The sequence below is a fragment of the Streptosporangium minutum genome, assembly GCF_002149035.1.
Taxonomy (GTDB): domain Bacteria; phylum Actinomycetota; class Actinomycetes; order Streptosporangiales; family Streptosporangiaceae; genus Streptosporangium; species Streptosporangium minutum.
The window spans coordinates 1-19,498 of sequence record NZ_NGFP01000177.1 but is presented as its reverse complement, the minus strand read 5'-3'; the positions used below and the strand labels follow the sequence as shown (position 1 = coordinate 19,498).

18 protein-coding genes and 1 pseudogene are annotated in these 19,498 nt (G+C 70.5%); 9 read left to right on the top strand and 10 right to left on the bottom strand.

Annotated features, from left to right (window positions below; all coding sequences use genetic code 11):
• Window positions 1-14 precede the first annotated feature (14 nt).
• Complete coding sequence (gene add, locus CA984_RS30460) at window positions 15-1,043, bottom strand: adenosine deaminase (protein WP_086576945.1); 1,029 nt, start codon at window positions 1,041-1,043, stop codon at window positions 15-17.
• 274 nt (window positions 1,044-1,317) lie between these two features.
• On the opposite strand from add, the gene CA984_RS30455 reads away from it, so the two are divergent.
• Window positions 1,318-1,710 carry a hypothetical protein gene (locus tag CA984_RS30455; RefSeq protein WP_165781473.1) on the top strand — a complete coding sequence of 131 codons (393 nt, stop codon included), beginning with the start codon at window positions 1,318-1,320 and terminating at the stop codon, window positions 1,708-1,710.
• A 262-nt stretch (window positions 1,711-1,972) separates the two neighbouring features.
• Window positions 1,973-2,512, top strand: a pseudogene (locus CA984_RS30445) (Clp protease N-terminal domain-containing protein); the annotation flags it as partial.
• 275 nt (window positions 2,513-2,787) lie between these two features.
• Here CA984_RS30445 and CA984_RS30440 read toward each other — a convergent pair.
• A complete protein-coding gene (locus CA984_RS30440; RefSeq protein WP_086576941.1) occupies window positions 2,788-3,822 on the bottom strand; it encodes a GNAT family N-acetyltransferase in 1,035 nt (344 codons plus the stop codon).
• A 166-nt stretch (window positions 3,823-3,988) separates the two neighbouring features.
• Between CA984_RS30440 and CA984_RS30435 the strand changes: the two genes are divergently transcribed.
• From CA984_RS30435 to CA984_RS30425, 4 genes are all read left to right on the top strand, one after another.
• Window positions 3,989-5,389, top strand: coding sequence for an NAD(P)/FAD-dependent oxidoreductase (locus tag CA984_RS30435; protein ID WP_086576940.1), 1,401 nt, complete (start codon window positions 3,989-3,991; stop codon window positions 5,387-5,389).
• 45 nt (window positions 5,390-5,434) lie between these two features.
• Window positions 5,435-7,048: an amidohydrolase gene (locus tag CA984_RS30430; protein WP_086576939.1), complete on the top strand. Its 1,614-nt coding sequence runs from the start codon at window positions 5,435-5,437 to the stop codon at window positions 7,046-7,048.
• Window positions 7,049-7,458: 410 nt separating this feature from the next.
• Complete coding sequence (locus tag CA984_RS45620; protein ID WP_133061820.1) at window positions 7,459-7,887, top strand: hypothetical protein; 429 nt, start codon at window positions 7,459-7,461, stop codon at window positions 7,885-7,887.
• Between the two features lie 527 nt (window positions 7,888-8,414).
• Complete coding sequence (locus CA984_RS30425) at window positions 8,415-9,458, top strand: DUF2776 family protein (RefSeq protein WP_086576938.1); 1,044 nt, start codon at window positions 8,415-8,417, stop codon at window positions 9,456-9,458.
• A 246-nt stretch (window positions 9,459-9,704) separates the two neighbouring features.
• On the opposite strand, the gene CA984_RS30420 is transcribed toward CA984_RS30425, so the two are convergent.
• Window positions 9,705-10,985, bottom strand: coding sequence for a serine hydrolase domain-containing protein (locus CA984_RS30420; RefSeq protein WP_165781472.1), 1,281 nt, complete (start codon window positions 10,983-10,985; stop codon window positions 9,705-9,707).
• Window positions 10,986-11,109: 124 nt separating this feature from the next.
• Here CA984_RS30420 and CA984_RS30415 point away from each other — a divergent pair, with 124 nt between their 5' ends.
• Window positions 11,110-11,472, top strand: a complete 363-nt coding sequence (locus CA984_RS30415; RefSeq protein WP_086576936.1) for a DUF488 domain-containing protein — start codon at window positions 11,110-11,112, stop codon at window positions 11,470-11,472.
• Window positions 11,473-11,508: 36 nt separating this feature from the next.
• Here the strand turns inward: CA984_RS30415 and CA984_RS30410 are convergent, their stop codons facing one another.
• Window positions 11,509-11,781 (bottom strand): cation:proton antiporter regulatory subunit, encoded by a 273-nt coding sequence (locus CA984_RS30410; protein ID WP_086576947.1) that lies wholly within the window; start codon window positions 11,779-11,781, stop codon window positions 11,509-11,511.
• 247 nt (window positions 11,782-12,028) lie between these two features.
• Between CA984_RS30410 and CA984_RS30405 the strand changes: the two genes are divergently transcribed.
• Complete coding sequence (locus CA984_RS30405; RefSeq protein ID WP_086576935.1) at window positions 12,029-13,045, top strand: sensor histidine kinase; 1,017 nt, start codon at window positions 12,029-12,031, stop codon at window positions 13,043-13,045.
• Window positions 13,046-13,050: 5 nt separating this feature from the next.
• Complete coding sequence (locus tag CA984_RS30400) at window positions 13,051-13,707, top strand: response regulator (RefSeq protein WP_086576934.1); 657 nt, start codon at window positions 13,051-13,053, stop codon at window positions 13,705-13,707.
• A gap of 97 nt (window positions 13,708-13,804) precedes the next feature.
• Here the strand turns inward: CA984_RS30400 and CA984_RS30395 are convergent, their stop codons facing one another.
• The 6 genes from CA984_RS30395 to gap form a co-directional block, all read right to left on the bottom strand.
• Complete coding sequence (locus CA984_RS30395; RefSeq protein WP_086576933.1) at window positions 13,805-14,974, bottom strand: UDP-N-acetylglucosamine--N-acetylmuramyl-(pentapeptide) pyrophosphoryl-undecaprenol N-acetylglucosamine transferase; 1,170 nt, start codon at window positions 14,972-14,974, stop codon at window positions 13,805-13,807.
• A gap of 231 nt (window positions 14,975-15,205) precedes the next feature.
• Window positions 15,206-15,553, bottom strand: a complete 348-nt coding sequence (locus tag CA984_RS30390; RefSeq protein WP_012892502.1) for an RNA polymerase-binding protein RbpA — start codon at window positions 15,551-15,553, stop codon at window positions 15,206-15,208.
• Window positions 15,554-15,648: 95 nt separating this feature from the next.
• Window positions 15,649-15,879 carry a preprotein translocase subunit SecG gene (secG, locus tag CA984_RS30385; protein WP_012892503.1) on the bottom strand — a complete coding sequence of 77 codons (231 nt, stop codon included), beginning with the start codon at window positions 15,877-15,879 and terminating at the stop codon, window positions 15,649-15,651.
• Between the two features lie 133 nt (window positions 15,880-16,012).
• Window positions 16,013-16,774 (bottom strand): triose-phosphate isomerase, encoded by a 762-nt coding sequence (gene tpiA / locus CA984_RS30380; protein ID WP_242676260.1) that lies wholly within the window; start codon window positions 16,772-16,774, stop codon window positions 16,013-16,015.
• A gap of 130 nt (window positions 16,775-16,904) precedes the next feature.
• Window positions 16,905-18,092, bottom strand: a complete 1,188-nt coding sequence (locus CA984_RS30375; RefSeq protein WP_086576931.1) for a phosphoglycerate kinase — start codon at window positions 18,090-18,092, stop codon at window positions 16,905-16,907.
• Window positions 18,092-19,096: a type I glyceraldehyde-3-phosphate dehydrogenase gene (gap, locus tag CA984_RS30370; protein WP_086576946.1), complete on the bottom strand. Its 1,005-nt coding sequence runs from the start codon at window positions 19,094-19,096 to the stop codon at window positions 18,092-18,094. The genes CA984_RS30375 and gap overlap by 1 nt, the downstream gene beginning before the upstream one ends.
• Between the last annotated feature and the right edge of the window lie 402 nt (window positions 19,097-19,498).

Below are 19,498 nucleotides of genomic sequence, written 5' to 3'. Positions count from 1 at the left end.
GAGCACGGCGGGGGTCAGGACGTTGCGGGGGCCTCGGCCAGCGCGTCGATCTCGGCGAGGATCTCCCGCCTGCCCGCCGCGTCCAGGCAGGAGGCGTTGACGGCGTTGCGGGCCAGTCCCGCCAGCGCCCGCCGGTCCAGGCCGAAGACGTCGGCGGCGATCCGGTACTCGTCGCTGAGGGTGGTGGCGAACATGGGCGGGTCGTCGCTGTTCAGGGTGACGAACAGGCCCTCCTCCAGCATGCGCGGGAGGGGGTGTTCGCTGATGTGGGCGACCTGGCCGGTGCAGACGTTGGAGGTGGGGCAGACCTCCAGGGGGATCTGGGTGTCGCGGAGGTGGGCGACCAGCCGGGGGTCGTCCAGGCAGGCGATGCCGTGGCCGATCCGTTCGGCGCCCAGGCCGTCGAGTGCCTCCCAGATGGTCTCCGGGCCGCTCATCTCACCCGCGTGCGGGAGGCTGCGCAGCCCGGCGGCGGTGGCGGCGCGGAAGGCGTCCCTGAAGGCGTCCCGGTGGTGCGGGCGTTCCTGCTCGATACCGCCCATGCCGAAACCTACCAATGCCTGGGGAGGTTCTTGCAGGGCGTGGTCCAGGGTCATCCGGGCCGCCTCGGCTCCGTACTCGCCGGGGATGTCGAAGATGTAGCCGACCCGGACGCCGTGCTCGTCGGCGGAGCGCCGGGCGGCCAGGTCGAGCGCCTCGGTGACCTCGCGCATGGGCATGCCGACGACGTGGTGGGCGTAGGGGGTGACCGTCAGCTCGACGTAGCGCGCGTTCTGCGACGCCAGGTCCCGGGTCAGGCCCAGCACCAGCGTCGCCACGTCCTCGGGGGTGCGGACCAGGGCGTTGACCGCCCCGTAGACCTCGGCGAAGTGCGGGAAGTCGCGGAAGGCGTAGAAGTCGCGCAGCTCCTCCTCGGTGACGGGCACCCGGCTACCGGGGTGGCGCCGGGAGAGCTCCAGCACGGTGGGGACGGAGGCGGAGCCGATCAGGTGGACATGGAGTTCGACCTTGGGGAGCGCGTCGATGAAGGCGTCGATCGTCATGCGGCGACCTTACGCACGCCATGGCGGCGCAGGGTAGATAAAGGCATTAATCTCACATGTAAATGTGAGAATTACCCTGACCGCCCGGCCTGACAGCCGGAACGGAGGCGGAGGACGGCCGCCCGTCTGGTCAGACGGGCCGGAGCGGACGCCGGGGACGGCCGGAGCGGAGGCCGCCCGTCCCGGGGTCCCGTCCAGCGCGGGCGGGGTTGTGGATCTTCTCTCGGAACCGCTCGTTTACGAGAGCCGGGCTCAGTGTGCGCGGACGCCGTCGATGGCGATCGCCAGCAGGCGGTCGGCCTCGGCGGGGCCGTCGGGCTCCTGCTCGGTGGCCAGGGAGACCGCCCGGCCGGAGGAATGGATCGGCCGGGCGGTCTCCCTGGCCGCCGACGAGCTCACACCGGTGCAGGTCGCCGAGGCCATCGGGGCGGCGCTCGGGGTCCCGCTGCCCTACGTCCAGATCCCGATCGAGGCGATCCGGGGCCTCAGCGAGGACTTCGCCTACGCCAACCAATGGCTCAACGAGCGCGGCTACCGCGCGGACATCGCCGCCACCCGGCGGATCCACCCCGCCGCGATGGACTTCCACACCTGGCTGGAGCGCACCGGCGCCGCCCAGATCTCCGCGTTCCTGGACTCCGCGCGCACCACCGGGCAGGACGCGTGAGCGCCCGCACGCCCGGCCTCGGACGCGCCGGGATCCGGGCGGGGGACTTCGACGCCCTCCCGGCAGCCGATGTCCGCCAGGCGGCGACGCCGGACCGCCGCGAGCTGCTGCGCGGTCTCGGGCACCCGTCCCCGGACGCGCTCGAGGCCGCCCGCATGTCCACGGAGGGCGGAAAAGGATTCTGCATCACTATGCCCCTCTTACCGAGAAACCTGGCGCATAGTGGGTGCTAGGAACTCGGCACCCCCCACGGAGGCCACTCGTGTTCGAGCGCTTCACAGACCGTGCCCGCCGTGTCGTGGTTCTGGCCCAGGAGGAGGCCCGGCGGCTCGGCCACAACCACATCGGCACCGAGCACCTCCTGCTCGGCCTGCTCACGGAGGAGGACGGCGTCGCCGGCCGCGCACTGCGGGCGTCGGGCATCGGGCATCGGCAGGTGCGCAGCGACGTCGAGGAGATCATCGGCCAGGGCGGCGAGATCCCGCCCAGCCACATCCCGTTCACCCCGCGCGCCAAGAAGGTGCTGGAACTGTCCCTGCGGGAGGCCCTCAACCTGCACCACAACTACATCGGCACCGAGCACATCCTGCTCGGCCTGATCCGCGAGGGTGAGGGCGTGGCGGCCCAGGCGCTCACCAAGCAGGGCGCCCGGCTGGAGGCCGTACGCGCCCAGGTGATCACGCTCATCGGGCCGCGCGGCTCCGACCGGCCCCTGACCACGGAGGAGGGCTTCTACGGTCTCGGGCCCTCGACCGGCGCGAAGCTGGAGCGGATCCAGGAGAGCCTGGACCGGATCGAGCGCCGGCTGGACGCCATGGGCGCGCCTCCGGACCCGGGCCCGCGCGACGGGTAGGGCCCCCGGACGCGGACCGGCGTCCTGGACGCGGACCGGCGGATCACCCCCGCGATCGGCACGTCACCCCGGGACCCGGTGGATCTTCCCCGGACCGGCGGGACACCCCGGGGAAGCGCCGGGGAGTCTCCCGGGGCGGGCCGTCGCAGCGACCCGCCCCGGAACGCGGCCTCTCCGGTCCGGGTCCCTGAGTGATCTCGAACCGGTCGGGCCTGGTGATGGGTTCAACTCGGGGATGCCGTCGCCATCACGCCCACGGCCAGCCTGGCTTCCACCACGCCGGGGTCCTCGGTGTAGCTCATGGTCGCCCCGAGCGAGACCAGGAGCCTGCGCATGCGCACGTTGTCGGACAGGAGGGTGGCCTTGACCTCGGCGAAGCCCAGGTCGCGGGCCTCCCCGACGATCATCCTGGCCAGCGCCGCGCCCAGCCCCCTGCCCTGCCAGCGGTCCTCGACCAGGAAGGCCATCTCGGCGATGCCTGGATCGGGAGTGAACATCAGGTTGGCCAGCGCGACCACCTGGCCGTCGTGCCCGGCGACCAGCGAGTGACCGCGGGTGCGGTCGCAGAGCCGGTCGAAGACGCGGGGCGGCAGCACGGGCATGGAGGTGAAGTAGCGGAACCGGCGCGCCTCGGGCGAGCAGCGGTCGTGCAGGTCGCGGACCGCCTCGCGGTAGAGCGGCGTGAGCGGGCGGACCTGGGTCTCGCTGCCGTCGGAGAGCTTGACGGCCCGCTCGGTCCCCGCCGGCTGGTGGGGCAGGGGCTGCGCCATCCGTACGAAGGAGGCGGCACGGGCGGCCTCGGTCAGGGTGAAGGGCAGATCCGCCCGGCGCACCCGGATGGCGCGGCGCGGGGCCACCGGCACGGTCAGCAGCGTCGGGTCGGGCAGGTCGCTCATGTCTGAACCGTAGACCCAGCGGGAGTCGTCGGCGCGCAGCAGCTCCCCCAGCAGCTCGGGCAGGCGCCAGGGCATCGCGCGCAGGCGGGAGGCGAGCAGGAGGGCACGGGTGGGCTCGTCGGTGAGCTGGTGGGCGGTGGCGGCGACGACCCTGACCCGGCGTCCGCCGGCCGCCTCCAGCGCCTCGCGGACGACCTCGGGACCGGCGGGGATCTCCGCCACGAACTCGTCCACGGTGCCGTCCGCGTCGGACTGGACGCTCATGCCCAGGATGTTGCCGCCCTTCTCCGCGAGCGCGGCCGCCAGCGAGGCCAGCCGTCCCGGCCGCTCGTCCACCGTCGTGCGAATCCTTAGAAACCCCATCAGAACGCTCCCTCCGTCGAGCACAGCCTGACGGAGTCCTGTTACAGGACTGCTACATAGGAGTGAGCCCGCCGTTACGCCGGAGAAGATCACTCATGACGCGGTTCTACAACGGTTTCCGTCGGAAGGTGCGCTCCAATTGACGGATATAGCAGGATATGAGGCCATGAGCACGCGTGTTCCCCTGGCTGGGGACTTCGTCAATGGAGATGTCTCCTTCTGGTACCGCTCCCTCGGCATCCCCACGGCCGGCGAGCCCCTCGCCGGCGACCGCGACGCCGACGTGGTGATCGTCGGCGCCGGTTACACCGGCCTGTGGACCGCCTACTACCTGAAGAAGGCCAGCCCGAGCCTGCGGGTCGTGGTGCTGGAGAAGGAGTTCGCCGGGTACGGCGCGTCCGGGCGCAACGGCGGCTGGCTGGTGGGTGAGCTGGCGGGCACCCCCGAGCGCTACGCGCGGACCCACGGCGTGGACGCGGCCAAGCGGCTCCAGCGGATCATGTTCGACACGATCGACGAGGTCATCGCGGTCGCCGGGGACGAGGGCATCGACGCCGACATCGTCAAGGGCGGCGTCACCACGGTCGCCACCAACGCCGCCCAGGACCGGCGGCTGCACCAGCTGCTCGCCCACGAGCGCCACTGGGGCTGGACCGAGGAGGACGTCCGGCTGCTGGACGCGGCCGAGCGGGAGAGCCGGCTGAGGGTCGACGGGGCGGTCAACGCGATCTGGAGCCCGCACTGCGCCCGGATCCAGCCCGCCAAGCTGGTCCGCGGCCTGGCACGGACCGTGCGTGACCTGGGGGTGGAGATCTTCGAGCGCACCCCCGTCACCGAGATCGTCCCGCGCGAGGCCCGCACGCCGTACGGCACGGTCCGCGCCGACTACGTCATCCGCGCCACCGAGGGCTTCACCTCCGAGCTGAAGCAGTACCACCGGGCCTGGCTGCCGATGAACAGCTCGATGATCGTCACCGAGCCGCTGGGCGACCTGTGGGACGCGATCGGCTGGGAGGGCTGCGAGCTGCTCGGCGACATGGCGCACTATTACATGTACGCCCAGCGCACCGCGGACGGCCGCATCGCGTTCGGCGGCCGCGGCAAGCCCTACCTGTACGGCTCCCGCGTGGACGACAGGGGCCACACCCACGAGTGGACCGTCGAGGCGCTGTGGGAGCTGCTGACCGGCATGTTCCCCGCGCTAAGGGCCTCCAGGGTGGCGCACGCCTGGTCCGGGGTGCTGGGCGTGCCCCGCGACTGGTGCGCCACCGTGCACGTCGACCCGGTCACCGGGGTCGGCTGGGCGGGCGGCTACACCGGGCACGGGGTGACCACCGCCAACCTGGCCGGCCGTACCCTGCGCGACCTGATCCTGCGCGAGGACACGGAGCTGACCACGCTGCCCTGGGTGGACCGCAAGGTGCGAGGCTGGGAGGTGGAACCGCTGCGATGGATCGGCGTGCACACCATGTACGACCTGTACCGGCGGGCCGACGCGAGGGAGAAGGCCGGGCTCGGCCGCACCTCCGTCCTGGCACGCGTCGCCGACACCATCACCGGACGCTGAGGAGAGCGCCATGACCTGCCCGGCCGACACCTCTATGGTGACCGAGTGAGCGACATCCTGTTCCGGGGCGGGCGGGCCTTCCTCGCCGCCGACGCCTTCGCCGAGGCGGTGCTGGTCCGCGACGGCCGGATCGCCGCCGTGGGCGCCGACTCCGACGTCGTACGGCGGGCGGCCCCCGGCCACGAGACCGTCGACCTGGACGGCGGCCTGCTGACCCCCGGCTTCACCGACTCCCACATCCACCCGGTCCAGGCCGGTCTGGAACGGGCCAAGTGCGACCTGGCCGAGGTCTACGGCCTGCCGGAGTATCTGGAGCGGATCGGCGCCTACGCCCGGGCGCACCCGGGCCACGAGTGGATCGACGGCGGCGGCTGGGACATGGCCGCCTTCCCCGGCGGTCTCCCGCACCGCTCCCAGCTCGACTCCGTCGACCGCCCGGTCTACCTGATCCAGCGCGACCACCACGCCGCCTGGGTCAACACCCGGGCGCTGGAGCTCGCCGGGATCACCCGCGACACCCCCGACCCCGCCGACGGCCGGATCGAGCGCGACGCGGACGGCACGCCGAGCGGCGTGCTGCACGAGGGCGCGATGGACCTGGTGGGCCTGCTCACCCCGCGTCCCACGGCGCGGGACCTGTCCGACGCGCTGGTGGAGGCCCAGGCCCATCTGTTCTCCCAGGGCATCACCGGCTGGCAGGACGCCATCGTCGGCTCCTACGCGGGCTCCGACGACCAGCTGCCCACCTACATCGCGGCGGCGGCCTCCGGACGGCTGAAGGCCCGGGTCGTGGGCGCGCTCTGGTGGGACCGCACGCGCGGCGCCGAGCAGATCCCCGAGCTCATGGAGCGCCGCGAGGCCGCCGAGGGCCTTGAGCGGTTCCGCGCCACCTCGGTGAAGATCATGCAGGACGGCATCGCCGAGAACTTCACCGCCGCGGTGATCGAGCCCTACTGCCGCTGCGGCGGCACCGGCCTGTCCTACGTGGATCCCGCCCTGCTGAAGGAGTACGTCGCCGAGCTGGACCGGCACGGCTTCCAGGTGCACTTCCACGCGATCGGCGAGCGTGCCGTCCGCGAGGCGCTGGACAGCTTCGAGGGGACCGACCCGGCCAACCGGCACCACATCGCGCACCTGCAGATCATCGAGCCGTCCGACGTGCCGCGTTTCGCCGCGCTCGGCGTGACGGCCAACCTGCAGCCGCTGTGGGCCACCCACCACGCCCAGATGGACGAGCTGACGATCCCGTTCCTGGGCGACGAGCGCTCGGCCTGGCAGTACCCGTTCGCCGACCTGCTGCGGGCGGGCACCCGGTTCTGCGCGGGCAGCGACTGGCCGGTCTCCATCGCCGACCCGATCCAGGGCATGCACGTGGCGGTCAACCGCACCGAGCCGGGCGGCTCGGTCCACGCGGACTACCCGACGGCGCAGACCCCGTTCCTGCCCGGCCAGAGCCTGGACCTGGCCACGGCGCTGACCGCCTACACCGCGGGCTCGGCGTGGATCAACCACGACGACGACGCCGGCACGATCACCCCGGGCAACCGCGCCGACCTGGTCGTCCTGGACCGCGATCCGTTCGCCGAGCCCGCCTCCGACATCTGGCGGACCCAGGTCGCGATGACGTTCGTCGGCGGGGAGCTCGTCTACCGCCGCTGACCTTTCCCACAAGAGAGGCGGCCGAGGCCGGCTCCGACCACTGCCACCGGCACCGTCGGACCGGTCCTCGCGATCACCGGTCCTCTGCTCGCGGCGTTCTTCGATGCCGTTCACCGGCAGCTTGGCGGTTCGCCAGTGGTGTGGGACGACCTCGGCACCCGTACCTCGCCCGCCAAGGAGCCCCGTGCTCCTCGCCGCCGGTGAGTGATCACCATTTTGTAGCGATCCCTCAAATCCGCCGTGAGAGATGTGGCTTTTTTTCATTGCCCGGGAAAGAAGCCGGACCCGATGCGAAATGGAACGATCAAATGCTTATGGTGTGATCCACATCACATCCACCCCCGTCTTGCCGTGCCGGGTTTGGGATGACACGATTCCCGGAAATTAGTCGATGCGATGGAGGACAATCCATGAAGGTTCGAGCCGGCCTGTCGCTGCTGTTCGCAGCCCTTCTCGCAATTGTTGTGGCAAATCCCGCCGCCGCCGACAGAAGCGAGAGCGAGGTGTGGGCGAGGCTCCTGTTCACTCCCGCCAGCGCCGACAGAATCTACTGCGACGCCTATACCGAAGTGAGAGCTTCCGATGGCTATGTCCGCGGCGTTTTCAGGAGCTGGAATCTCGGTAGCAGCGCTCAGGTATGTGAGGGCTGGCTGGAGCGCAAGCGCTACAACAGCGACGGCAGCCTCCAGTACAACTGGACTCGCGTGAGCGACATCAACCGGATAATCTCCGAAACCAAGTGGAGCGGGTATCACTGGAACGGCACAGACGCAGGATCTCGCGTTTGCATCAAGAATTATGCCAGCGGAGAAAAGGCCTGCTCGTACGGCGTCTGGTGACAGGTGCCCGTTCTCCGGCATCGCCAAAATGCAAGGAAATCCCTCATGTTTCGAGTGGGCACTCTCGGGGTCGCCGTGACAAAGTGATCACTTACTGTCAGCGAGAGGTACGGCGAGGCGCTCGGCTGGAGTTTCCCGGTCGAGCGTCTTTCGTATTCCGAAGTTCAGTTCGACGGCTGACCGCTCACGGTCGTGGACCGACAGTGCCCCGGCGGGCTTTCGATGCCGGAAAGGATCCGAAAACCTAGGAGCGTGCTCGGGGAGGGCCGGTTGGCCGGCTGGTCGAGGACGTACTGCTGCCGGCCTGCGGCGGAGCCACCGCCACCGAGCGGGTCAAGCGTCCCACCCGGAACTCCACGATCGCCGCTCCATCCGCCCACCGCGACTTCTCGTGATCGCCAGAAAGGGCGCCACGGGCGAGCCTCCGCATGAAAGCGCAGGTCAACGGGTTACGTTGGGATGAGACGCGACAACGTGGGACATCGGCGGCCGGAGCAGGCCGCACGGTGGAGTCGCCTGGAGGATCCATGAACTTCGCGGTGAGCGTCCTGTTTCGCGCCATACCTTTGGTGTTCGGGGCGGTCTGTCTTGCCTACGGCCTCTACATCAACAGCGGCGGCGCGGACGCCAACCACTTCGTCGCAGGTCATGTGAACATCGCGCTGACCGCGATCTGCTACGCGCTCTTCACCACCGCCGCGACGATCATCCGCCAGCTGATCCACCGTTACAGCCTGTTCTGGCGTATCGCGCTGCCGCTGTCGGGCTACCTCGTCGCACTCGTCACCATCGGCTGGGGTGTCGCCATCGTGCTCCGGGGCGACGCCGCCGAGTTCGTCGTCGGCGGCCACGTCGTCCTCGGCGTCGGCCTCATCGCCGTCTGCGTCAGTACGGTGGCCACGGCCTCCACGGCCTTCGCCCTCATCCCGGTCAACGCCGCCGGCAGCCCGGAGGACGGCCCCCCGGAGGGCGCCTACCTGCGGGAGGTGGGCCTGGTGCTGGTGGCGATCCCGATAATCTGCGCCATCGTGGGGTTCGTCCTCGCCTTCGTCCTCTTCGCCCGGGGAGGAAGCGCCGGCTACATCGCCGGACACGTCGTCTTCGGGCTGGCGGCGATCTGCGCCAGCCTGACCGCCCTGGTGGCGAGCATCGTCCGCCAGGTCCGCAACACCTTCGGCGAAGCCGAGCGGTACCGGTGGAGCTGGCTGGTCATCGCCATGGGGACGATCAACCTCGTGCTGGGCCTGTACGTCCTGCTGGGCTCCGACAGGCCCTACCGCATCGCGCCCGGCTTCATCCTGATCGGCCTCGCGCTGGTCTGCTTCAGCATCCTGTCCAAGGCGCTCCTGCTGGCCCTGGTGTGGCGCCGTTCCTTCCCGCTCGCCAACCGTATCCCCATCCTGCCGATCGTCACCGCGCTGACCTGCCTGTTCTTCTCCGCCTTCCTGTTCGAGGCCGCCGTCACCGATCCGCAGTTCTTCATCCCCGCGCGGGTGATGGTGGGACTGGGCGCGGTGTGCTTCACCCTCTTCTCCATCGTCTCGATCCTTGAGGCCGGGACGTCCGGCTGACCGGGCTCTCCGCGTTCACCGCGTTCACCGCGCCACGGGGCACCGGCCGTGGCAACGGCGTCCCGTACGGCGAAGCCGGCTTCCGCCTCACCCGCCGCCGTCCGGGAACCCACGGGGGCGCGCCGCCGGAGCGGCGGCCCGCCCGGCGGGATCCCGTCTCAGAAGCGGTCCGGGTTCAGAAGCGGTCCGGGTTCAGAAGCGGTCCGGGGCTCAGAAGCGGTCCGGGGCTCAGAAGCGGTCCGGGGCTCAGAAGTAGTTCGGGGTGAGGTCGGTGGTCGGCCACGTGGTCACGGCGCCCGCCGCCTTGCCGAGCAGCGGGTCGATCGAGTCGAAGTCGGGCGTGCCCTCCTCCTCGCGGCGATTGAACACGGCGCAGTAGCTGACGCCGTTCTGTATCCGGGCCAGGAAGCTGAACGTGCCGGGCATCGAGCCGTTGTGCCAGGTGTTGAGCCCGCTGCCGTTCGAGCGCACCCACCAGCCGCCGCCGTACCACGCCCCGCCCGCGTTGACCCCGGTCTCGGGCTTGGCGAAGATCTTGGCGATCGAGGCCGCGTTGAGCACGGGGCCGGCGGCGTCGAAGATCATGGCGAACTTCACCAGGTCGACGGCGGAGGCCAGCCAGCCGCCGTTGGCGTCCTGGTTGGGCATGTTGAAGCCCCCGTAGGGGTACGGCACGACGGCGCCGGAGGTGTCCACCACCGACTTGGCGGTGTACTTCGAGGCGTAGCCCACCTCACTGGCGGGAGACTCCGCCCGGAGGCTGCGGCCCAGCCGCATCCGGGTGATGCCCACGGGCGCCAGGAGCTTCTGCTTGACGTAGGACTCGTAGCTCATGCCGGAGACCTTCTCGATGATCCGGCCGAGCAGCATGTAGCCGTAGTTGCTGTAGACCATCTTCGAGCCGGGGTCGAAGTCCAGTGGCCGCGCGGTGGCGTAGCGGATGATGTCGGCGTGGCCGATCGGCAGCGGGACGTCCAGCGTGGCGGAGATCGTGTGGTCGATCCAGAGCTGGTCCTTGGACGCGGCGCGGTCCCAGCCGCCCAGGTGCTGCATCAGGCGGAGCACGGTCACCTGCTCCAGCCGGGGGTCGGCCTCGGCCGACAGGCCCAGCACCGTGGTGACCGGCGCGGACAGGCTGAGCTTGCCGTCCTGGACCAGCCGCATGATCGCCGCCGAGGTGATGTGCTTGCTCAGGCTCGCGACCCGGAACAGCGAGGTCGGCTGCACGCGCATGTAGCGGATTGCCCCCCTCTGCAGACCGGTGCCCGAGGCGCCGGGGACGGTGTAGGTGCCGTAGCCGCGCGCCAGCAGGATCTTGCCCTTCCGCGCCACCGTGAGCTGCGCGCAGCTGATCTGGCGCTCGGTGACGTACTTCTTCACCGCGGCGTCGAAGCCCGCCAGCGCCGCGGGGACGACCCCGCTGACGATCGGAACCGCGGCCGCCCGCGCGGGGCTCGCGCCCAGTGCCAGGGCGGGAACGACTCCGGCGCCCGCCTGCAGAAGGCGGCGGCGGGTCAAGCCGGTCATACTGGTTGTCACTTTGGGCCCCCAAGTCACAAACACATCAGGAAGATCCGTATATTACGGACCTTCCTGATATGCCGCACCAGCCCGCCCGCTTCGGAACAGCCGGCACGGGTAGGCACGGGATATGGGGGACATCGTCATCAGACGGGTGTACGACGCGGAGCCCGCCGAGGGGGCGGTCTTCCTCGTGGACGGGATGTGGCCGCGCGGCGTCCGCAAGGAGGACCTCAAGCTGGACGGGTGGGTCCGCGACGTCGCCCCCTCGCCGGATCTGCGCCGCTGGTTCGGCCATCGCCCGGAGCGTTTCGAGGAGTTCCGCCGCCGCTACCACCAGGAGCTGGACCGCGCCCCGGACGCCCTGCGCCCGCTGCTGGAGGCCGCCCGCAAGGGGCACCTCACGCTTCTCTATGCGGCCAAGGACACCGAGCACAACAACGCCGTGGCGCTGCGGGACTACCTGCGCGACCGGCTCACGACGGCCACCTGAGTCCCGCCCCGCCCCGGGCCGCCGGGCCGCGGCCGGTCACGGCGCCTCCCCTGCGATTTCGGCGAAACGGCGTTCGAGGGCGGCGAGCCGGTCGGGGATGGGGCGGCTGTGCAGGATCTCGGCGACCCGGTCGGCTTCGTCGTGCTCCATGGTGATGCACTGCAGTGGCACGTCGAGGTCGGCGGGATCGTAGATGAGGAGCCGGCGGCGGTCGGCGTCGTCCACCAGCACGCCGAAGCGCTGTCCTCCCCGGGTCACGCAGTGGTGCACGACGCCGGTGCCGGGCACGGTGGTGCGGGTGATGTCCACTTCGCGGACTCCTCCGTTCGTGGGGGCTCGGTGAATCGGGAACACGGGCCGTGACCGCTCGGCGGCGACCACGGCCGTCACGTCTCTCCTGCGCGCGGCGCCTGTCGCCCCAGTCTGGCGGTGGCGGCGCCCCCGCCGCCATCAGGTCCAGCACCCATTCAGGGAGGGGTAGGACCTGTAGGCGGGACACGGTGATGGGAGGCCGCCCCCATGGACAACCGCACTCCACGACGACGAGGCTGGTGAGATGAGCGACCACCCCGACCGGCAGAGCGACGGACCGCGGGCCGCGCCACGCGCGCGGACCCCCGCGCGAGCGCTGTTCCGGCGGCTGTTCGTGATCAACGGGCTGGTGTTCACGGTCGGGACGCTCGTGCTCGCGCTCTCCCCGGCCACGGTGTCCTCACCGGTTCTGCTGGCCGAGGTACCGGTCCTGACGGTCGGGCTGGCGCTGATCGTCGCCGCGAACGCGCTGCTGCTGCGCGCCAGCCTGGCGCCGCTCGACGCGCTCGCCGCGCTGATGCAACGTGTCGACCTGCTGCGGAGCGGCGACCGGCTCACCGACAGCGGCAACGGTGATCTCACGCACCTCATCGACACCTTCAACGCGATGCTGGATCGGCTCGAGGCGGAGCGCAGCGCGAGCAGCGCGCACGCCCTGGCCGCCCAGGAAGGCGAGCGGCAGCGCATCGCGCGCGAGCTGCACGACGAGATCGGACAGAGCCTCACCGTGGTGCTCCTCGGCCTGAGGCGCGCGGCCGACCGGGCACCCGACGACCTCCGCGAGGAGCTGCACACCGTCCAGGAGACGGTCCGCTCCAGCCTCGACGAGGTACGGCAGGTCGCCCGCCGGTTGCGCCCCGGCGTCCTGGAGGATCTCGGGCTGCAGAGCGCGCTGAGCGCCCTGAGCAGCGACTTCTCAGCGGTCAGCGGGGTGCCGGTCACCCGCAGGGTCGATCCCGGTCTGCCGGCCCTGAGCGGGGACGTCGAGCTCGTCCTCTACCGGATCGCCCAGGAGAGCCTCACGAACGTGGCCAGGCACGCCCGCGCCACCCGTGTGGAGCTGTCGCTGACCGCGCAAGCCGGCGACCTGACACTGCGCATCACCGACGACGGGCGGGGTGGTGCGCTCCAGGAGGGGGCCGGCATCCGCGGCATGCGCGAGCGGGCCCTGCTCATCGGCGCCCGCCTGACCCTCGCCTCCGCGCCCGGCGGCGGCACCGACGTACGCCTGGTCATACCCGACGCGGCGGAACGGAGCTGAACCCCGTGGACACGCCCAAGACACGGATCCTGCTGGCCGACGACCACGCCCTGGTCCGCCACGGACTCCGGCTGATCCTCGACGCCGAACCCGATCTCATGGTCGTCGCGGAGGCGGCCGACGGCGCCGAGGCCGTCGAGGCCGCCTCCGCCGGTGACGTCGACCTGGCCGTCCTGGACATCGCGATGCCGCGCATGACCGGCATCCAGGCGGCCCGGGAGATCTCCCGGCGCTTCCCGGGCATCCGCATCCTGATCCTGTCCATGTACGACAACGAGCAGTACTTCTTCGAGTCGCTCAAGGCGGGCGCCTCGGGCTACGTGCTCAAGTCGGTCGCCGACCGTGACCTCCTGGAGGCCTGCCGGGCGGCGATGCGGGGCGAACCCTTCCTCTACCCCGGCGCGATCACCGCGCTCATCCGCGACTACCTGCAGCGCGTCCGGCGGGGCGAGCGCGTGCCCGAGAGCATCCTGACGCCCCGCGAGGAGGAGATCGTCAAGCTGATCGCCGAGGGCAACTCCGCCAAGGAGATCGCCGAGACACTGGTCATCAGCGTGAAGACCGTCGATCGGCACCGCGCGAACATCCTGCAGAAGCTCGGCATGCGCGACCGGCTCGATCTGACCCGCTACGCCATCCGCGCCGGCCTCGTCGAACCGTGAAACCGGGCGCGGCCGTGTCCCACCGCCGCCGGAGCCGCCCCCCGGCTCGGGGGCGACCGCACGGCGGACGCGGGCCGGTCCGGCCGGGGGCGGCGGATCACCTGGATCCGGCGGCGTCCGCCTCCTGGAGGATCACCCGGGCCAGGGCGTCGGCGGCGTCGAGACGGCCGAGCGACCGGGCGGCCTTGGCCATGGTGACGCGGGCCTCCGGGTCGGCGAGCAGGATGTCGAGTTCCGCGAGGAGCTGGCCGGCCTGGGGCCCGCTTTCGAGGAGCGCCCGAGCCGCTCCCGCCTCGACCAGGTAACGGGCGTTCTGACGCTGCTCGTCCCCCGCGGACGGGATCAGGGGGATCAGGACGGACGGCTTGCCCACGGCGGTCAGCTCGGCGAGGGTGCCCGCACCGCTGCGGGAGACCACGATGTCGGCGGCGGCGAGCACGTGGGCCAGTTCGTCGCCGACGTAGGGAACCGGCTGGTAGCGTCCCGCGAGCTCGCCGGGCAGTCCCGCCGCGGTCCGGGTGAGCTGGTCGATCCAGTCGGGACCGCACTGGTGGAGCACCTGCGCACGGGTGAGCAGCGAGGGCAGGATCGCCTCGATCATGGTGTTGATCTGGCGGCTCCCCTGGGCGCCGCCGGTCACGTAGACGAGGGGCAGCTCGGGTGAGAGACGGAAGTGCCACCGGCCGGACGGGGCGTTGCCGTTCAGCAGGTGGGGCCGGACGGGGTTGCCGGTGACCACGGCCCGCTCCCGCGCCGAAGCGGGCAGGTGCTCGATCGACGAGGGGTGGGTGAGCGCGATCCGGGTGGCGAAGCGCGCCAGGATGCGGTTGGCCAGGCCGAGCGCGGTGATCTGCTCGTGCATCACGAGCGGACGTCCGAGCATCCGGGAGGCGACCCCCAGCGGCACGCACACGTACCCTCCGGTGGACAGCACCACGTCGGGGCGGTAGCGGGCGGCGACGCCGAACGCCTGCATGACCCCGACCGGGATCCGGAACATGTCGGCGAGGTTGGTGAGCAGCTCGCGCGGGCTGGGCGAGCGCCGCAGCTTGCCCGCCTTGATCGCCCGGAACGGGATGCCGTGCTCGACGGCGATGCGGGCCTCCAGGCCGGTGGCCGTGCCCACCCAGAGCACGTCGAGGTCGAGCCCGCGGGCGGCGGCCTGCTCGCGGACGGCCGCGACGGTGGTCAGCGCGGGGTAGGTGTGGCCGCCGGTCCCCCCTCCCGTGACGAGCATCCGCAGGGGGCGACGGTTTCCGGCGTTCATATACGTGCGTGTCCTTCCAGCATTGCGGTCATTCGTGCGCCCCGGCCGCGCCGAAGCGCTCGACGGCCCCGCGCACGCTACCCGGAGTCCCGAGGAAGATCCAATTCCCGGTGGGCACGACGGCCCCCGTGGACGGCTCCCGGACTCCCTTCCTGTCCCACCGGGTGGTCTCGCCGGAACATGCCGGAGGCCCCCGTGGACGGTTCCACGGGGGCCTCCGGCGTGCCGTGCCTAGTAGATCGGGCGCGAGGAGGAGCGCAGGCGCTCCAGAGCCTCGGCCAGGATCTGGGCGCCGTCCTTGTCGCTGCGACGCTCCTTCACGTAGGCGAGGTGCGTCTTGTAAGGCTCGTTACGCGGCGGCGCGGGCGGGTTGGCCTCGTCCTGACCGGCAGGGAGACCACACCGGGGGCAGTCCCAGAACTCCGGCACGGCCGCGTCGCTGGCGAAACTGGGACGCGTCTCATGCATATTCGCGCACCAGAACGGGACCCTTACACGGGGAGCCGCCTCGCCACGCTCCGCCTCCCCCATCGGGCCCGCGCCGACACGGCTGCCACGGATCGCGTTGCCACTACCCACGGATGAACTCCTCGCTCGATGGCCCCGCCGCTCGGTTGGATGCGGGGGGCTGAACCACTGTCACGCTTCGCAAAAGCCAGGTCAGGGCTTAAGGGTCAGGGCTTAAGGAGCAGGCCCAGCGCGATGATGCACACGAACCAGACAACACCGGTGATGATGGTGAGCCGGTCAAGGTTGCGCTCCACGACCGAGGAGCCTCCGAACGACGACGAGAAACCGCCACCGAACAGATCCGACAGACCACCGCCCTTGCCCTTGTGAAGCAGCACAAGCAGGATCATCAGCATGCTCGCCAGAATGAGGGCGATGGAGATTCCGATTGTCACCGTTGACCTGTTCCCTATTTACGCGCGGCCCGCGTCCGGGCGCGACCCTTGTACGACGCCTATGGCGTGACGATTCAAACTTGCTCTAAGAGGGTACGACGTGCTGTCAAGTCGTACCCTCCGAACGGCCTACTCAGACGGACATTTCGCCGAAGCGGCAGATCTTCACGAACTCGCCCGGATCCAGACTGGCGCCACCCACCAGCGCGCCGTCCACATCGGGCTGGGCCATGATGCCGGCGATGTTGTCAGATTTGACCGAGCCACCGTAAAGGATACGGACAGCGGCGGCCACCTCGCCGTCATACAGCTCGGCGAGTCGGACACGCAGTGCCGAGCAGACCTCCTGCGCGTCGGCCGGAGTGGCCACCTCGCCGGTGCCGATCGCCCAGACCGGCTCGTAGGCCAGCACGACGGATTTGGCCTGCTCCGCGGTGACCTTGCGCAGCGCCCCGTCGAGCTGCGAGACGCTGTGGGCCACCTGGCCGCCGGCCTGACGGACCGGCAGGCCCTCCCCCACGCACAGGATCGGCGTGAGCGAGTGCCGGTAGGCCGCCTGCACCTTGGCGTTGACCAGGTCGTCGTCCTCGTGGTGGTACTGCCGGCGCTCGGAGTGCCCCGCCAGGACGAAGGTGCAGCCGAGCTTGGCGAGCATCGCCCCGGAGACGTCGCCGGTGTAGGCGCCGCCGTCGTGCGGCGACAGGTCCTGCCCGCCGTACACGATCCGCAGCTTGTCGCCGTCCACCAGGGTCTGCACGCTGCGCAGATCGGTGAACGGCGGCAGAACCGCCACCTCGACCCTGTCGAAGTCCTTGTCGTTCAGTGCGAACGCCAGCTTCTGGGTGTGGGCGATGGCCTCAAGATGATTGAGGTTCATCTTCCAGTTGCCGGCCATGAGCGGTTTACGCGCCGTGGTCACCTGTCGGTCCTCGCTCCTCGCGTGCTGGCGGAATCGCCTGTCCCTGCCGTGCCTCCGTGCCGCGGGCACGTCCGGACGGCACGATGCTCACTGCGTCGGTCCACTCCTATGCCTCCAACGCGACGAGTCCGGGCAGGGTCTTGCCTTCCAGGTATTCGAGGCTGGCGCCGCCACCGGTGGAGATGTGCGAGAACCCGTCCTCGGGGAGGCCGAGCTTGCGCACGGCCGCGGCCGAGTCACCGCCGCCGACGACGGTGAAGGCCTCCGACTGGACCAACGCCTCGGCGACGGCCCGGGTTCCGCCGGAGAACGCCTCGAACTCGAAGACGCCCATCGGGCCGTTCCAGAACACGGTCCTGGCGTCGGCCAGCTTGCTCGCGAACAGCTCGCGGCTGCGCGGGCCGATGTCGAGCCCCTGCCGGTCGGCCGGGATCGCGGTGGCGTCGACCACCTCGTACTCGGCGTCCTCGGCGAACTCGGTGGCCGCCAGCACGTCTACTGGCAGGACGAGCTCCACGCCGCGCTTGGCCGCCTCGTTGAGGAAGCCGCGCACCTGGTCGAGCTGGTCCTTCTGCAGCAGTGACTGGCCCACCTCGTAGCCCTGGGCCGCCAGGAAGGTGTATGCCATGCCGCCGCCGATGAGCAGCCTGTCGACCTTGGTGAGCAGGTTGCCGATCACGCCGAGCTTGTCGGAGACCTTGGCGCCCCCCAGCACCACGGCGTACGGCCTGGCGAGGTCGTCGGTCAGCTTCTTGAGCACCTCGACCTCGGCCACGACCAGCCTGCCCGCCGCGTGCGGCAGCAGCAGCGGCACGTCGTAGACGCTGGCGTGCTTGCGGTGCACGGCGCCGAAGCCGTCGCCGACGTAGACCTCGGCCAGGACGGCCAGCTTCTCGGCGAAGGCGGCCCGCAGGGCGTCGTCCTTGGACTCCTCGCCCGGCTCGAACCTCAGGTTCTCCAGCAGGGCCACCTGGCCGTCCTGAAGGGCCTTCACGGCGCTCTGGGCCGACTCCCCGACCACGTCGATCGCGAAGACGACCTCGGCGTCCAGCAGCTCGCCCAGCCGCTTGGCCACGGGGGCCAGCGAATACTGCGGGTTGGGCTCACCCTTCGGGCGTCCCAGGTGGGCGCAGACGACGACGCGCGCGCCCTTGTCGGCGAGCTCCCTGATCGTCGGCACCGAGGCCCGGATGCGTCCGTCGTCGGTGATGACGTCCCCGTCGAGGGGGACGTTGAGGTCGGCGCGGACGAGGACGCGCCGACCCTTCACGTCGAACTCAGACAGATCCTTCATCAGAGGTCGGCGCCGACCAGCTCGATGAGGTCGCCCAGGCGGTTGGAGTAGCCCCACTCGTTGTCGTACCAGCCGACGACCTTGACCTGGTTGCCGATCACCTTGGTCAGGCCCGCGTCGAAGATGCAGGAGGACGGGTCGGTGACGATGTCGGAGGAGACGATCGGGTCCTCGGTGTAGGTCAGGTAACCCTTGAACGGCCCCTCGGCGGCGGCCTTGAACGCGGCGTTGACCTCTTCCACCGTGGTCTCACGGCCAACCTCGACGGTGAGGTCGGTGGCCGAGCCGGTGGGGATCGGCACGCGCAGCGCGAAACCGTCGAGCTTGCCCTTGAGCTCGGGCAGCACCAGGCCGATGGCCTTGGCCGCGCCGGTGGAGGTCGGCACGATGTTCAGCGCGGCGGCGCGGGCGCGGCGCAGGTCGCTGTGCGGGCCGTCCTGCAGGTTCTGGTCCTGCGTGTAGGCGTGGACCGTGGTCATCAGGCCCTTCTCGATGCCGAAGGTGTCGTTGAGGACCTTCGCCAGCGGAGCCAGGCAGTTGGTGGTGCACGAGGCGTTGGAGATGATCGTGTGGTTGGCCGGGTCGTACTTGTCGTGGTTGACGCCCATCACGATGGTGACGTCCTCGTTCTTGGCCGGAGCCGAGATGATGACCTTCTTGGCGCCGTTCTCGGCGTGCACCCGGGCCTTGTTGGCGTCGGTGAAGAAGCCGGTGGACTCCACCACGACGTCCACACCCAGGTCGCCCCAGGGCAGCTTGGCGGGGTCGCGCTCGGCGAAGGCCTTGATCGCCTTGCCGTCGACGACGATCTCGTCGGCGGTGCTCTTCACCTCGTACGGCAGACGGCCGAGGATGCTGTCGTACTTGAGCAGGTGGGCGAGCGTGGCGTTGTCGGTCAGGTCGTTGACCGCGACGATCTCGATGTCCTTGCCGCTGGCAGCGACCGCACGCCAGAAGTTGCGGCCGATGCGGCCGAATCCGTTGACGCCTACGCGGATGGTCACGGTGCCGATCTCCTCGTACGTCGGTGCGCCGGTCCACCGGACCGGCGACTTGGGGCGGGCTGAAACCTCAACCACGAACCCTATCGGACCCAAATTGGTGTAGACCACTGGCGGGGTGGGGTGTGTTCTTCCTTAACCCATGAGTAGGTATCGCACCCTTCAAGTGGACTGCCCGAATCGTCACTCCACATGCCTGCAACATCCGCAGGACCTGCTGTGACACGGGCAAATTCCCGGCGCGGGAGCGGCCCGCCCCGGGCGCCGTCCGGGCGGGCCCGTCCGTGGCGCGCGGGAGGCGACCCGGGCCCGGAGGGACGCGCGGCCCCGGACCGGAACGGAGGCCGCCCGCGACGCATATGCGAGACGCCCCGGGCCCGGGGGCGGGCGAGGAGGGAGCCGCCG